Annotated in this window: 13 protein-coding genes; 10 read left to right on the forward strand and 3 right to left on the reverse strand. The window is 63.7% G+C overall.

The annotated features are described in order from the left end of the window. Nucleotides 1-34: 34 nt before the first annotated feature. Nucleotides 35-2671, forward strand: coding sequence for an EAL domain-containing protein (locus FJ960_RS10775; protein WP_181174208.1), 2637 nt, complete (start codon nt 35-37; stop codon nt 2669-2671). A gap of 31 nt (nt 2672-2702) precedes the next feature. Here the strand turns inward: FJ960_RS10775 and FJ960_RS10780 are convergent, their stop codons facing one another. Then, a complete protein-coding gene (locus FJ960_RS10780; RefSeq protein WP_140713788.1) occupies nt 2703-3887 on the reverse strand; it encodes a Gfo/Idh/MocA family oxidoreductase in 1185 nt (394 codons plus the stop codon). Between the two features lie 303 nt (nt 3888-4190). On the opposite strand from FJ960_RS10780, the gene FJ960_RS10785 reads away from it, so the two are divergent. The 9 genes from FJ960_RS10785 (at nt 4191) to FJ960_RS10830 (ending at nt 14525) form a co-directional block, all read left to right on the forward strand. Continuing rightward, nucleotides 4191-5084, forward strand: coding sequence for a MurR/RpiR family transcriptional regulator (locus tag FJ960_RS10785; RefSeq protein WP_140713789.1), 894 nt, complete (start codon nt 4191-4193; stop codon nt 5082-5084). 78 nt (nt 5085-5162) lie between these two features. Beyond that, complete coding sequence (locus FJ960_RS10790; RefSeq protein ID WP_140713790.1) at nt 5163-5945, forward strand: SDR family oxidoreductase; 783 nt, start codon at nt 5163-5165, stop codon at nt 5943-5945. Beyond that, the gene (locus tag FJ960_RS10795; protein ID WP_140713791.1) at nt 5942-7486 is read left to right on the forward strand and encodes a mannitol dehydrogenase family protein; all 1545 of its coding nucleotides are present in this window, start codon (nt 5942-5944) and stop codon (nt 7484-7486) included. Before FJ960_RS10790 ends, FJ960_RS10795 begins: the two co-directional genes overlap by 4 nt. Nucleotides 7487-7521: 35 nt before the next feature. Next, nucleotides 7522-8436 (forward strand): sugar phosphate isomerase/epimerase, encoded by a 915-nt coding sequence (locus FJ960_RS10800; protein WP_140713792.1) that lies wholly within the window; start codon nt 7522-7524, stop codon nt 8434-8436. A 90-nt stretch (nt 8437-8526) separates the two neighbouring features. Further along, entirely contained in the window at nt 8527-9561 is a 1035-nt protein-coding gene (locus tag FJ960_RS10805) for an ABC transporter substrate-binding protein (protein WP_027141426.1), read from the forward strand. A gap of 179 nt (nt 9562-9740) precedes the next feature. Further along, nucleotides 9741-11285, forward strand: a complete 1545-nt coding sequence (locus FJ960_RS10810; RefSeq protein WP_140713793.1) for a sugar ABC transporter ATP-binding protein — start codon at nt 9741-9743, stop codon at nt 11283-11285. Beyond that, nucleotides 11282-12253: an ABC transporter permease gene (locus tag FJ960_RS10815; RefSeq protein ID WP_140713794.1), complete on the forward strand. Its 972-nt coding sequence runs from the start codon at nt 11282-11284 to the stop codon at nt 12251-12253. The genes FJ960_RS10810 and FJ960_RS10815 overlap by 4 nt, the downstream gene beginning before the upstream one ends. Nucleotides 12254-12500: 247 nt before the next feature. Beyond that, nucleotides 12501-13493: an ABC transporter permease gene (locus FJ960_RS10825; protein WP_140713795.1), complete on the forward strand. Its 993-nt coding sequence runs from the start codon at nt 12501-12503 to the stop codon at nt 13491-13493. A 57-nt stretch (nt 13494-13550) separates the two neighbouring features. Beyond that, nucleotides 13551-14525, forward strand: a complete 975-nt coding sequence (locus tag FJ960_RS10830; protein ID WP_140713797.1) for a nucleoside hydrolase — start codon at nt 13551-13553, stop codon at nt 14523-14525. A gap of 148 nt (nt 14526-14673) precedes the next feature. Here the strand turns inward: FJ960_RS10830 and FJ960_RS10835 are convergent, their stop codons facing one another. Together FJ960_RS10835 and FJ960_RS10840 are read right to left on the reverse strand one after the other, a co-directional pair. Then, nucleotides 14674-14982 carry a DUF1236 domain-containing protein gene (locus FJ960_RS10835; protein WP_140509481.1) on the reverse strand — a complete coding sequence of 103 codons (309 nt, stop codon included), beginning with the start codon at nt 14980-14982 and terminating at the stop codon, nt 14674-14676. A 69-nt stretch (nt 14983-15051) separates the two neighbouring features. After that, nucleotides 15052-15273 carry a hypothetical protein gene (locus FJ960_RS10840; RefSeq protein WP_140509479.1) on the reverse strand — a complete coding sequence of 74 codons (222 nt, stop codon included), beginning with the start codon at nt 15271-15273 and terminating at the stop codon, nt 15052-15054. Nucleotides 15274-15798 lie beyond the last annotated feature (525 nt).

The following is a 15798-nucleotide window of genomic DNA, read 5'->3' on the forward strand; positions in this document are numbered from 1 at the left end:
AGGGAACATCGCTTTATTGGCTTTTTTCGCCAGTATGATCGCCCGCGTTAAGGCGGGCGTCTTTTCACCGGCAAGGATTCCGGTGGCGATCGCGGTTGTGGTTATCGCCGTTTGCGCGGCGCTCGCCGACCACCAAAACAAGATCGTTTCGGATCAGGTCGCCCGCGCGGACGTCCTGGCCAAGGTTAATGTCGTTCGCGCCAAGCTCGAAGGGAACATCAACGGCAACCTTCAGCTGGCGCGAGGACTGGTCGCGGCAGTCACGACCGAACCCTACATGGGACAGCAACGTTTCACTGAGCTTGCCAGCAGACTGTTCAACGAAGAGTCCCAGCTTCGCAACATTGCCGGCGCGCCCGACCTGGTCATTTCCTTGATGTACCCGATGGCCGGCAACGAGAAGGCTATCGGCCTCGATTACCGCAATAACGACCAGCAGCGTGCGGCGGCGTTGCGTGCGCGTGACGAGCGCAAGCTCATTCTTGCCGGCCCGGTCGATCTGGCGCAGGGAGGGCAGGCCTTCATCGGCCGATTTCCGGTGTTCGTTAAAAGCGCGGGCAACACCGAACGGTTCTGGGGCATCGTTTCCGCAGTCGTCGACGTGCAGCGCCTCTACCAGGCAAGCGGTCTTCTCGACAAGGAGCTCGGGATCGACATAGCCCTCATCGGCAATGACGCCCTTGGCACTAAAGGGATGCGGTTCTTTGGTGACGAACAGGTTGTCAAAAGCGATCCTGTGACCGCCGACGTTCTTTTTCCATCGGGCTCCTGGCAGATCGCTGCGATTCCCAAGGGCGGTTGGCCCGCCACGCCCGCCAACGCCTGGCGGCTCCGGGCGCTCATGGCGGCAGCAGCGGCGCTGATTTTGATTCCCTTCCTGGCGGCGGGCCGCTTGATCAATGAAAGGCAGCGAAACTACTGGGAACTGAATCGGCTGTCGCGACGGCTGGAACTTGCCCTGGAGGCCTCGGCCATTGGCGTTTGGGAACACGACCTCCAAACCAACCATCTTGCTTGGGACGACCGCGTCAACGAGATATATGGCAGGGAGGCTGATGGCGGACCGCGCGGATATTCCGACTGGGCCGGGGCCATTCATCCCGACGATCTGCCTCAGGCGCTTACAGACTTCGAAAGTGCCGTGACCGGGCGAGGCATATATTCATCGGAATACCGGGTTGTTCGTCCAGACGGCGAAATTCGCCATGTCCGGTCCAGGGCGATGTTTTACGAGACCGCGAACAATTCGCCACGAATGGTGGGGGCCGAATGGGACGTGACATCCGATGTAATGCTGAACACCGATCTGGTTCGCGCAAAACAGCTGGCCGAGTCGAAAAATGGGGAACTCGAAGTTGCCAAGGCGCGCACGGAACATGTCGCCATGCACGATGCGCTGACGGATTTGCCCAATCGGCGCTACCTGGACCAGGTACTGTATGATTACGCGGCAAAGGCCAGGCTGAATGGCGGCCATGCCGCACTGCTTCACGTCGATTTGGACCGCTTCAAGCACATCAACGATACGCTCGGTCACGCAGCGGGCGACGCGATGCTGGTGCATGCGGCATCCGTTCTCAAGTCCAACGTCGGCGATCGAGGTTTCGTCGCTCGGGTTGGAGGAGACGAATTCATCGTGCTCTGCACGATAGACGATGACGATGCCCAGGCGGCCGCGCTCGCGGACCGCATTATCGAAGAGATGCGCAGGCCCGTTTATTACCACGGTCACCAGTGCCGTTTTGGCGTCAGCGTCGGAATTGCAATCGACGATGGTACGAGCGCCGATACCAGACAGCTGCTGGTAAATGCCGATATCGCCCTCTACCGGGCCAAGAGACGTGGCCGCAACCGGCATGAATTCTTCAGCGGCGAATTGCAAAGCGAAATCGTCAACACGAAGAGAATTGCCGACGAAATTCTCGCCGGCCTCGAACGAAATCAATTTATCGTATTCTACCAGCCTCAATTTAGCGCCAGGACGCGGGAGATCGTGGGAGTTGAAGCGCTGGCGCGATGGAATCACCCTGAGAAGGGCATTCTAACACCCGACGTTTTCCTGAAGACCGCTGAAGAACTGAACGTCGTCTCGATAATAGACCAGAAAATCCTCCAGCAATCGCTTTTGGATTTCGAAGCATGGTCCGCGCAGAAGATTGGCGTTCCGCGCATGTCAGTCAACGTTTCGGCACGGCGCCTTCACGATGAGCAACTCATAGCGGGTTTGCGAGATCTCAACATCAGGAAGGGAACGTTCTCCTTTGAGCTCGTCGAATCCATCTTCCTCGACGACAACGATGACCTGGTCACATGGAACGTCGAGCAGATCAAGCAACTCGGCATCGACATCGAAATCGACGATTTCGGCACCGGCTACGCCTCAATCGTCAGTCTGCTCAAACTGCAACCTCGCCGCCTGAAGATAGACCGCCAGTTGGTCGATCCAATTGTGAATTCGCCCCAGCAGAGGCAAGTCGTGTCTTCGATCATCGAAATCGGCAAATCTCTCGGCATCGAGATCATAGCGGAGGGTGTGGAGACGATGGAGCACGCCCGTCTGCTTAAAGCGCTTGGCTGCGACATTCTGCAAGGCTATGCCTTCGGGCAGCCCTTGGATTCCGACGGACTGAGAAGATTCGTTCGATCTCGTCGGTTGTCCGTCGCCGGCTAATTCCGTTCCAAGTCCTAGGCTTGGAGTGACCTCACCCGAACCGTGCCGCCGTCCACGCCCCGCCGGCCGCGTTCGACTCCACCGCGGCGGCGACGAACTTCACGCCGCGCGCGCCATCGATCACGTCGGGCACCTGCGCCGCGCGCGCCGGATCGACCGCGCCTCCCGAGCGGTGGGCGCGGATGATGTCGGCGGCGTCGCGGTAGAAATTGGCGAAGGCCTCGATATAGCCCTCCGGGTGTGCCGCCGGCATGCGCGACACGCGGCGGGATTCAGCCGTCGAGCCATGGCCGCCGCGCACCAGCGTGCGGGTTTCCTCGCCATGGACGGAAAAGCGCAGTTCCTCCGGCCGCGCGCCCGACCATTCGAGCCCGGCTTTGTCGCCATAGATGCGCACGGAGAGGTCGTTGTAATGGCCGGGCGATGTCTGGCTGGCGAGAATCGTGCCGCGCGCGCCGTCGGTCCAGTGCACCAGCACATGGGCATTGTCGTCGAGCCGGCGTCCGGGCACCGCGGTGAACAGGTCGGCCGACACCGTCTCGGCCTCGCGGCCGGAAATGAAGCTTGCCAGGTTGAAGGCGTGCACGCCGATATCGGCGAGCACCGCCGACTGCCCTGCCCTTGCCGGATCGGTGCGCCACTCCGCCTGCTTCTGGCCGTCGGCGTCGATCGGCTTGGTCAGCCAGTCCTGGATATAGGCGCCATGCACCGATACGATCCGGCCAAGCTCGCCCGCCATCACCATTTCGCGCGCCTGGCGCACCATGGCGTAGCCGGTGTTGTTGAGCGTGACGACGAAGCGGCGCTTTTTCGCGCGCGCCAGCGCCACCAGGGCTTCGGCGTCACCGAGCGTCGTCGACAGCGGCTTGTCGCAGATCACGTCGATGCCGGCTTCGAGAAAGGCGGTGGCGATCGGCGCGTGCAGATGGTTGGGCGTGACGATGACGACCGCCTCGATGCCGTCCGGCCGGGCGGCCTCTGCCTTGGCCATGGCGCGGTAATCGGCATAGCTGCGCTCCGGCGCGATGCCGATCTCGGCGGCCGAGGCGGCGGCATTGTCCGGGTCGGACGACAGCGCTCCGGCAACCAGCGCGATCTGGTCGTCGAGGCGCATGGCCAGCCGGTGCACCGCGCCGATAAAGGCATTGCGGCCGCCGCCGACCATGCCGACCCGCAGACGCTGGCGCGTCGATCCATCCGATGTTGCGTAGACCATGTTTTCTCCTCCTGGCTATCCGTCGAGTTCTACGGCGCCCCCCCTCTGTCCCGCCGGACATCTCCCCGAGATTTGCAGCGTTGATCGCGGCGCCCTTCCTGCAACGCTCATGGTTGGCGAAAGCATAGGCGACGTCCGATCTCCCCCCTTGAGGACCCCTTGAGGGGAGATGTCCGGCAGGACAGAGGGGGGCCTCGTAGAGCGCCCACTTTGAACCGTTTACATCCCTCTCCAAGACATCGCTTCGAACAGGATTTCCAATTTCCATATTGTAAAACGATCGTATCGCGCTAGCCTGAATTCATGAGCGGGGCGAGAAAACCATCCGGACGATCGAGTGCCGAGGAAGCCGCGACGCGCAAGCGCGGGCGTTCCCTGGCGGCGCTTGGCTATATACAGCCGCGAAACTATGAGGAGCTGCGCGCCGTGCTGTCTTCCGGCACGGTGCATTTTCCCAAGCGCCTGCGCCAGGTGGCGATCTTCCTGTGGCAGCATCCGAGCGAGGTGGCGTTCGGCACCATCGCCCAGGTGGCGGCGCAGGCCGGCGTGCAGCCCTCGACGCTTGTGCGCTTTGCCCAGATCTTCGGTTATTCCGGCTTTTCCGATTTCCAGGGTCTGTTCAAGGACCACATCAAGGGATCCTGGCCGGAAGGACGCGGCGAGCAGCGCGCCGAGACCGAGCCAAACGCTGCCCTGCATTTCCTGCACGGCATGGTCGGCGCCTCGCAGGCCTCGCTCGGCCGCATCGAAAGCGGCTTCGATGTCGAAAGCTTCGAGAAGATGGTGGGAACGCTGGCACAAGCGGACCTGATCTACGTCATCGGCTCCAAGCGCGCCTTCTCCGTCACCACCTACCTGTCGTTGACGCTTTCGCAGCAAGGCGTACGCAATGTGCTGGTCGACAATGTCGGCTCCACCGCGCTCGACCAGGTCGGCTGCATCGGCAGGCAGGATGCGGTGCTGGCGGTGTCCTTCAGCCCCTACAATTCGATCACGCCGGACCTGGTGGCGGTGGCGCACGAACGCGGCGCCCGCATCGTCACCATCACCGACAGCACCTTCTCGCCGCTGATCCGGCTCTCGGACAGCTGGCTGGAGGTGGTGGAATCCGACTTCGCCGGTTTCCGCTCGCTGGCGGCATCGCTGGCGGTCGGCATGGCGCTGGTCCAAGGCGTCGCCGCGCGCCGCGGCACATGAGGCGCTGCTGGCACAATTGACTACCGGGAATTATCGTTCCATATTTCAAAAAATAGAAACTTTGTTCCGGGAGGAGGAATGGAGACCAGGCTCGACGGCAAGGTGATATTGGTCACCGGGTCGACGCAAGGCATCGGCCGCGCCATTGCCGAGACGCTGGCGCGTTCCGGCGCTGCTGGCCTGCTGATCACGGGGCGCGACAGCAAGCGCGGCAATGCCGTGGCGGCGGAGCTTTCGCGATTGGGTACGCCGACGCTCTTCGTCGCCGCCGACCTGGAGGATCCGGCAACCCCCGCCGCTCTGGCGCAGGCCTGCATCGACCACTTCGGCCGCATCGACGGCCTGGTCAACGCCGCCGGTCTGACCGACCGCGCCTCCTTTCTCGACGCGTCGTTGGACGACTGGGCGGCGCTGTTCGCGGTCAATGCGCGCGCACCCTTCTTCCTGATGCAGGCGGCGATCGCCGACATGAAGAAGCGCGGCCAAAGCGGGGCGATCGTCAACATCCTGTCGATCAACGCCCATTGCGGCTCGCCGGAGCTTGCCGTCTATTCCGCCACCAAGGGCGCGCTGGCGACGCTGACTAAGAATGTCGCCAACGCCCACCGCTTCGACCGCATCCGCGTCAACGGCATCAATGTCGGCTGGACCGACACCCCGGCCGAACGCATCATGCAGGCCGAGACGCTGGGCAACAGCCCGGGCTGGCTCGACGCCGCCAATGCCGCGCAGCCCTTTGGCCGGCTACTCAAGCCGGACGATATCGCCAACCTCGCCGTATTCCTGCTTTCCGACGCGGCCGGGCCGATGACCGGTGCGGTGATCGACCAGGAGCAGTCGGTGATCGGGGCGAACCGGTGAACGCCGCTTCGGCATCGCTGGAAACGCTCGGACCGGCCTTGCTTGGCCGGCTTCCGGCCATTGTCCAGACACCGGCCTATGACCGGGCGTCGCTGTCACCCGGCATGGCGCATCTTGGCGTCGGCGCCTTCCACCGCTGCCATCAAGCCGAATACACCGACGACCTCTTGTCGTTGCAATTCGACCGCTGGGGCATTGTCGGCATCAACATCCGCCCGCCCACCCTCGCCGACACGCTCGGCCGGCAACGCGGCCTCTACACCAGGCTGATACGCGAGAACGACCATGTCGAGGCGCGTATCATCGGCAGCATCGTGAAGGTGATCGACAGCCAGGACAGCGCCGCACCGGCGCTCACCGCGCTCGCCTCGCCCGACATCGAACTGGTGACGATGACGGTGACGGAAAAAGGCTATTGCCACATCCCGTCGAGCGGTGAACTCGACCTCGGCCATCCCGACATCGTCCATGACCTCGCCAACCCGGACACACCGCGCAGCGTGCCCGGCATCCTCACACGGGCGCTGGAGATGCGCCGGGCCACGCATGGCCGGAAGCTGACACTGCTCTCCTGCGACAACATTCCGACCAACGGCGTCATCCTGGAAAATGTGGTGCGGAGCTTTGCCGAGCGGCGCCGCAATGGTCTGACCGACTGGGTCGCCGCCAACGCCACCTTCCCTTCAGCCATGGTCGACCGCATAGCGCCGGCGGTGACGCAGGACGACCTCGATAGCGTCGAACAGTGGTTCGGCTACCGCGATGCCGCCGTCGCCGTCGGCGAACCGTTCCGGCAATGGGTGATCGAGAAAAAGTTCGCCGGCCGCGTGCCCCGCTGGGATCTGGCCGGCGCGACTTTCGTCGACGATGTCACGCCCTTCGAGCATCTCAAGATGCGGGTGCTGAACGGCGCGCAGACGACGCTCGCCACGCTCGGCATACTGGCAGGGCTGGAACACACATTCGATGCCATCGCCGACCCGCTGCTGTCGGTCTTCGTCAGGCGCATGCTGGTCGAGGAAACGCTGCCGACGCTGATGCCAGTGCCTGGCATGGAGCCGCTGGCTTATGTCGACCAGAGCCTCGGCCGCTTGCGCAACACCGCCATCCGCCACCGCAACCACCAGATCGCCACCGATGGCTCGCAGAAGATCATCCAGCGCCTGCTCAACCCGATCCGCGACCGGCTGAACCAGGGGGCCAGCATCGGCCTTTTGTCGGTGCCGGTCGCCGGCTGGATGGCCTATCTGATCCTAGCCTCGGCCCGCTTCGGCAAACGCTGGCCGGTGTCGGATCCCTATGCCGGCAAGGTCGCGGCAATAGCCGACGCGACGGGCAACGATGCGCCGGCTCTGGCTTCCGCCATCCTGGCCATCGACACGATTTTCGATCCCGACCTTGCCGCAAACGAGACGTTCCGGCAGGCCGCGGCTTCGGCGCTTGGCGAACTGCTGTCGGACGATCCGATGGCGGCAGTCCGTCACAGTCTCGAACAAGACGGGGTCGCGAGGTTGAAGCGATCCAAACAATCGGCATTATAGGCATCGATCGCGGGTTCGCGGTCAGGGGAGGCATGATGAAACTTGGACTGCTCACCGCACCGTTCGCGGAGACGCCGCTTGGCGAGGTCGCCGGCTGGGCAAGCTCGGTCGGCTTCGAGGCCTTGGAAATCGCCTGCTGGCCGAAAACCTCCGGCGCGACCCGCCGCTATGCCGGCACCAGCCACATCGACGCTGCCGGCACGTCGGCCTCGCAGGCAAAAGAGATTGCCGCCGCGCTGGCGGAAAAGAACATGTCCATCTCCGGCCTCGGCTATTATCCCAACCCGCTGCATCCCGATACCGCGCACCGCGAGGCGGTCATCGGCCACCTCAAAAAGGTCATCGTGCTGGCCGCAAACATGGGTGTCTCAGTGGTCAACACCTTCTGCGGCGGCGATGCGTCCAAGACCGTCGACGTCAACTGGCAGGACGCGCTGAAAGTCTGGCCTGAAATCGTCGCCCATGCGCGCGACCACGGGGTAAAACTCGCCTTCGAGAACTGCCCGATGATCTTCAGCTATGACGAATGGCCGGGCGGGCACAACATCGCCTACTCGCCGCAGGTCTGGCGCCGCATCCTGGAGAGCTGGGGCGGCGATGTCGGCATGAATTTCGATCCGTCGCACCTGGTCTGGCAGATGATCGACCAGGCCCGCTTCATCAGGGAATTCGGCCCCTACATGCTGCATGTCCACGCCAAGGACCTGATGATTGATCATGATGGTTTGTACGAGCGCGGAATTTTGTCAGCCGGCATAGGCTGGCAGGTGCCGCGCATGCCGGGGCTGGGCGATGTCGACTGGAGCGGCTTCTTCTCCGGCCTCTATCGCGCCGGCTATGACGGATCGGTCATCATCGAACACGAGGACAGGCGATTTGAAGGCAGCGACGATCAGGTGAAGCGGGGCTTTCTGCTCGCCCGCGACGTGCTGCGTCCCTTCGTCAAGTGATGCCATGGCGGGCCACTTGACTCTGTTTGTGAGTGGCGCGGCTTAACGGATTAAAACTGAACTGAAAAACAAATGTGGAGGAAGACTGAAATGAAGAAATATCTGACCATGGTCCCGCTGCTTGCCAGCGCGGCCCTGCTGGCCTCGGTGGGTGTGTCGTCCGCCGCCGGCAAATACACGATCGGCATTTCCAACACCGTGCAGGGCAATGGCTGGCGCGAAGAGATGGTGTGCGCCATGAAGGCGCAGGCGCTCGCCTCCGGCGAAGTGACCAAGCTCAACATCGCCCACCGCAACACCGATGCCGCCGGCCAGCTCGAGGACATCCGCAACCTGATCAGCGCCAAGGTCGACGCCATCGTCGTCAACCCCGCCGATCCGGCCGGCATCAAGGCCGGCCTGGAAGAAGCCACCAAGGCCGGCATCGTCGTCGTCGCCGTCGACCAGGCGGTCACCGAACCGTCGGCCTACATCATTTCCAACAACCAGGAACAATATGCCTATCTCGGCGCCAAATGGCTGTTCGGACAGATGGGCGGCAAGGGCGAGGTGTTTTATATGCGCGGTGCAGCCGGTGCGTCCGCCGATAGCGATCGCGACAAAGGGTTCAAGAAGGCGCTGGCCGAATTCCCCGACGTGAAGGTCGCGCAGGAAGTCTTCACCGGCTGGCAGCAGGACCAGGCCAAGCAGCAGATGCTGTCGTTCCTGGCCACCGGCACGCCGTTCAACGGCGTGTGGACGTCGGGCATCGACAACGTCATCGTCGACGCGCTGGTCGAATCGCAGGCGCCGCTGGTGCCCGTCGTCGGCGCCGACAATGCCGGCTTCGTCGGCCAGCTGAGCTCGGTCAAGGGCCTCGTCGGCGCTGCCGTCACCAACCCCGGCTCGATCGGCGGTGCGGGTGTAACGCTCGCCCTGCAGATCCTCGACGGCAAGAAGCCAGCCCAGCAGACCGTGCTGGTCGACCCGCAGCTGTGGGACAACGCCACCGACGAAGGCAAGGCCAAGCTGAAGGCCGCCGCCGACCCGTCGCTCAGCCCGGAATGGCCGGTCTCGATCTCGATCCCGGACTGGACGACTTACACCAAGGACCAGATCGTGGCCTGCAAGGGCCCGGGGGAGTAAGCGGCGGTTTGAATTACGTGACGAGGACGGCGGGTCGCCTCCTCGTCATGCGAAGGTCGGCGTTCTACGTCGCCCCCCTCTGTCCTGCAGGACAGAGGGGGGCCTCGTAGAGTGCCAACCTGTCAAAAGCAATTGAGCTCCTTCAAACATCTGAACAGCTTCACCGAGAACCACACGATTTGTCCAATCTCCTCCTCGACGCCACGGGCGTCGCCAAGAATTACGGCGCGGTTGCCGCCTTGCGTAACGCGTCGCTCTCCGTCCTGCCGGGCGAGGTGCACGCCTTGATGGGCGCCAATGGCGCCGGCAAGTCGACGCTGGTGAAGATCCTGACCGGCGCCATATCAGCCAATGCGGGCCGCATCCTGATCCGTGGCGAGGCGCGCGACATACGCTCGCCCGCCGCCGCGCGGCGCGCCGGGCTTTTGCCTGTCTACCAGGAGCCGTCGCTGATCCCCGATCTCGACGTGCTGTCCAATCTGCGGCTGACCGGCACGCCGGTCGAGCCGTTCCGCGCCTGGGTGCGCGAGCTCGGCATTCCTGACCTCGACCTGCGCGACACCGCGCGTGACATTCCGCTGGCCGTACTGCGCGTGCTCGACCTTGCCCGTGCGCTGGCCGTCGAGCCCGACGTGCTGCTGCTCGACGAGATGACGGCGGCACTGCCCGCCAACCTTGCCGAAAAAGTGCTGGAGGTGGTGCGCCGCCAGGGCGACGCCGGCCGCGCCGTGATCTTCATTTCGCACCGCTTCGTCGAAATCGCCGCACTATGCGACCGCGCCACGGTGCTGCGCGACGGCGCAACCGTCGGCGTCGTCGACATTGAACCGGGCGTGGAAGAAAAGATTGTCGAGCTGATGCTCGGCAGCCGCATCGTCAAGACCCATGTCGTCGGCCGCAGCGCCAGCGAGAAGGCCAGCCCCCCTGCCCGCCCGCGCATCGCCATACGCAACCTGCGCGTCGGCACCAAGCTCAGCGACGTCTCCTTCGACCTCGGGGATGGCGAGGTCGCCGGCGTGGTGGCGCTGGAAGGCCAGGGCCAGGACGAGCTGTTCGCCGCTCTTGCCGGTTCGATCAAGCCGTCGGGCGGCACGATCGAGGTCGACGGCAGCCCAGTGAAATTCGCCCACCCGATCGACGCCATCCGATCGGGGATCGCCTATGTACCGGGCGACCGGTCCGAGGCGCTCGCCATGCAGCGCTCGGTGCGCGAGAACATTGCGCTCCCCTTCAGCGCCGCCCTGCGCAACTGGGGACCGATTGCCATGCGCAAGGAGCGCGCCACGGTGGCGAGCGCCATCCAGCGCCTGCAGATCGATACTCGCGCTCAGGGCGAGGTGCAACGCCTCTCCGGCGGCAACCAGCAGAAGGTGACCATCGCCCGCTGGATCGCGGCGGATGCCCGCACCATCCTGTGCTTCGACCCGACACGCGGCATCGATGTCGGCACCAAGCAGGAGATCTATAAACTGCTGCGCGAGCTCGCCGGCAATGGCAAGTCGGTGCTGTTCTACACCTCCGAACTCGAAGAGGTGCAGCGCGTCTGCGACCGCGTCATCGTCATCTTCGGCGGCCGCCTCGTCGACATTTTCCCTGTCGAGGAAGCGGATGAACCGGCACTGATGCGCGCCGCCTACGGCCTGCCGCGCGGCGCCAAGGCCGATATCGGCATTTTGGCCGATCCCACCGCCAACACCTCCGATGCGCCGGAAGCGACGCCATGAGCCATTTCCTGCGCCGCCAGGGCTGGGTAACAGGCCTGTTTGCCCTGCTGATCGTTCTGTTCATCGCGACAAAACTGATCCAGCCCGGCTATGGCAGCGGCGATTTCGGCTCGCTGGCGCGGGCCGTGCTACCCTACGCCTTTGCCGTCGCCGCGCAGACCGTTGTCGTCATCGCCGGCGGCATCGACCTCTCGGTCGCCGCCATGATGGCGCTGACCAGCGTCACCGCCGCCTCGATGATGAACGGCGCCTCGGAGGAATACGCCCTGTTCGTGGTGCCCTTCGTGCTCGCCATGGGTTTTGTGCTGGGCGCGCTCAACGGCCTGCTCATCGTCGTCACTCGCGTGCCCGACATTGTCGTTACGCTCGCCATGCTGTTCGTGCTGCAGGGCGCCGCCCTTCTGGTGCTCGGCGCGCCGGGCGGCGCGGCCGCCGAATGGCTGAAGGCGCTGATCTCGGGCACCGTGCCGATACCGGGCCTGCCTGATACCATCGATGCCTGGCTGCCCAAGGCGCTGCTGGTGCTGGTCGTCTGCCTCTGCGTGATCTGGATCCCGCTCCGGCGCTCGCGCCTCGGCCTTTCCATCTATGCCATCGGCTCGAGCGAACTTGCGGCGTTCCGCAGCGGCGTGCCTGTCGCCCGCACCAGGGTCATCGCCTACGCATTGTCGGGCCTGTTCGCGGCCATGGGCGGGCTGGCGCTGACCATGAGCACCGGCATCGGCGCGCCCATCCCCGGCCCCTATCTGCTCGCCAGCGTCGCCGCGGTCGTGCTGGGCGGCGTGGCGCTCGGCGGCGGCAAGGGCGGCCTGCTCGGCCCCATCGTTGCCGTCTTCGTGCTGCGCCTGGTGCGCACCGATCTCACCTTGCTCGCCATCGACCCCAACGTCACCGCCATCATCGAAGGCCTGATCATGGTCGCCGTGGTGATGTTCGGCGCGTTTATAACGATGAGGGGGCGGCAATGATGAGTGGACATGATTTGACGCGCAGCGCTCTACGGCGCCCCCCTCTGTCCTGCCGGACATCTCCCACTCACGGGGGGAGATTGGCAGCTTTGGCGCCTCGCTCATTCTTGCAACGCCGACTATTGGCGAAAGCCGTCATGACATCCAATCTCCCCGCTAGAGGGGGAGATGGCCGGCAGGCCAGATGGGGGCGCCGTAGGGCACTACCCTCGCAGAACACCACCCCATCGCGAGCAGGAGCCGCGCCATGAGCACCACCGCGATCACGCCCGTTCCCTTCGGCCGCCGCCTGAAGCGTTTCATGGCCGACCGGCCCCTCATCCCGCTGATCATCCTGCTGGTCATCCTGGTGGTGATCCTGCAGATCCTGCGCCCCGGCATCGTCAACGAGCGCTGGATCGCCAACACCATCAAATTCGCCATACCGCTGGCGATCCTCGCCGGCTGCCAGACCATGACCATGCTGACCGGCGGCATCGACCTTTCGGTCGGCACGGTGGCGACGATGAGCGCCTTCATCATGGCGACGCAAGTCATCAACCAGGACCCGGCGGTGGCTTTCCTGCTGGCGATGCTGCCGGCGGTGCTGATCGGCCTCGTCAACGGCATCGGCGTCGGCGTGTTCCGCGTCCACCCGCTGATCATGACGCTGGGCACCAGCCTGATCGGCACCGGCTGCCTGCAGGTCTATCAGCGCACGGTGATCGCGTCCGGCGCCAAGATCCCCGACTTTCTCGCCTGGCTGGGTACCGGCGTCACCCCCGTACTCGGCTTTGCCTTCCCCAACGCCCTGCTGCTGTTCGTGCCGCTGGCCGCCCTCATCGTCTTCACGCTCGCCCGCACCGGTTTCGGCCGCCTGCTCTACGCCGTCGGCGACAATGAGCGCGCGACCCGCCTCTCCGGCGTCCAGTACTGGCAGGTCATAACAGCGCTCTACATCTCCTCCAGCATGCTCGCCGGCATCACCGGCCTGCTCTATATCGGCCTGATCAAGGCCCCTTCGCTCTCGCTCGCCGAGCCGCTGGTGCTGCCTTCGGTGGCGGCGGCCGTCATCGGCGGCACCTCGATCTTCGGCGGCCGCGGCGGTTACACCGGCACCATCATCGGCGCGCTGATCCTCACCGTGCTGACCACGCTGCTCACCATCTTGCAAATGCCGGAAGGTGCGAGGCGGATATTGTTCGGGCTGATCGTCCTGTTCGTAACGGCGGCGTATTTGCGGATTATCGAGGAGCGGTAGCGGGCATATCCGGGCCGCTCGACAACAATCGCCGCAGGCGACAAGGGAGATGCCATCATGGACAAGATCATCCTGGACTGCGATCCCGGGCACGACGACGCCATCGCTATCCTGCTCGCGGCCGGCAACCCGAATATCGACCTCCTCGGCATCACGACGGTTTCGGGAAACCACAATGTCGAGAACACCACGCGCAATGCCTTGGCCGTATGCACTGCCTACGGCATCAAGGTGCCGGTGGCGAAGGGCTCACCCGGCCGGCTCATCGGCGACCAGGTGCTGGCCGTCGAAATCCATGGCGATACTGGGCTCGACGGCCCCGTCCTGCCGCCCGCCTCGTTCGAACTCGACAAGCGGCATGCCGCCGACTTCATCATCGACACGGTCATGGCGCACGAGCCGAAAACCATCACGCTGGTGCCGGTCGGTCCCTACACCAACATCGCGCTCGCCATCCGCAAGGAACCGCGCATCGTCGGGCGGGTGAAGGGCGTCGTCGCGATGGGCGGAGCCTACACGCGCGGCAACATCACGCCAGCGGCGGAGTTCAACGTCTATGCCGACGCGGAGGCCCCCGACGTCGTGTTCCGCGCCGATTGGGACGTCACCATGGTCGGGCTCGACCTCACGCACCAGGCGCTGGCCACTCCGGACCTGCAAAACAGGGTGCGCGCGGTCGGCGGCCCGATTGCCAGGTTCATCCTCGATATCTGGGAGTTCATAGCGACCACGCATGGAGGCCTCCTGCAGATCGAGTATCCCGCCATCCATGATGCATGCTGCGTCGCGGCCATGATCGACCCGACCGTCTTCACCACCGAGAAGGCCGATATCCGCGTCGAGATTGCCGGCCGGTGGACCAAGGGCATGACGGTCTGCAATTTCGAGAAGATGGGCGGCATGCACCATTTCGGCGGCACGGCAAGCGAGCAGGTCGACTTCCGCCATACCGTGGCGATGAAGCTCGACCATCCGAAATTCTGCGACCTGATCGTCGATGCGCTCGAGCGCCTGACCAAAAGCAAGGCATGACGCCTCGCGTTGCCCGCAGACCTGGGCGGGTGACACGCAGCCCCCCGCGATATTCATAGGGATGAAGTGGCTCCCCAACAGTAAACCCGCCGTGCCATTTGCGGCGACGGCGGGCCGTCCCCTGCCGATGAGGGGCTAACTACCGGCATCACTCGATGATCTGCACGACTCTGCGTGTATCGGGGTCCACCAGGACCGCATGATCTCCGACGACGGTATATTTGTACCTGACGTCGGGGACGTCGATTGTGTGAAGCTCGACAGTGTCGGGGAGAGCGGAGCCGACGTTGAGTTCGACACCGAGCAGGCTGACCGATGCGAGCTTTTGTTTGTGGATGTATTCGCGAACGACCGTCTGCTGCTCAGGCTTGAGAACTACGACGTCTCCCGCGTAGGAAGCGCCAATTCCACCCACAAATGCGACTGCGGCGACTGCGCCGGCAAGATATCTTTTCATGACAAGTCCTTCTTTGTTGTGAATTGAGAAGCGAATGCCAGAACTATTCTGGCCTCTACTGCCGCCGCATCAGCCGCCATTGGCCGGTGCTGCGGGCTTCGCCGGCGCTGAAGTGGCCGGGGCTTCCACCTTTGGCGCTTCAACCTTCACGTTGATGTCCTTTCCACCGCCATGGATGTTGATAACACCGGTAAATATCAGCAGGACCACGATGGCGATGATTGCAAGAACAATAGCGACCGCAGTGCCGCCGCCACCTCCAGAATTAACAACAGTTGGGCCGTCAGCCATGGCTTTATCCTCTCCTATTCTTGAGTTGTCACCGATGAGCAACGACTTCCGCTGCATTGCGTTCCCCGGCAAGGCTTAGGTCCAGGAAATGATCCGACTGAAGTCTTATGGCGCAACCCAATGTCTTGCCCACACGTTACGATTGCCGGTCGCCCACCCTCACGGATGGAGTTGGACTGCCGGATATTTTGAGAGCGAGGCAAGCAGTGACATCAGCCCAGAGACCGACTACCCGCGACGACAATCACCCCGCAAATGACAATGATGCTCAGGTTCCGGAAATGCCTCCGGTCCCGCACGTCTCTTTGAGTGACGACGCCAATATTGCCGATCTTGTCAGGCGAACCGAGCGCTTGGCCATTGCGGTTGTCGTGGGAATGGCGATCTGCCTGGCCCTTATCCCCGTGATCTATGTTGCCCTGACCTACGGAATATAGACCAGATAATCCGGCGTCTTCCGCCTTTCGAGGCAGGCGCAATCTCTTCACCACCTGCTGTATCCATGCTTTGCTCCCAATATTTGCG

The organism is Mesorhizobium sp. B2-3-11 (assembly GCF_006442215.1).
GTDB classification, from domain to species: domain Bacteria; phylum Pseudomonadota; class Alphaproteobacteria; order Rhizobiales; family Rhizobiaceae; genus Mesorhizobium; species Mesorhizobium salmacidum.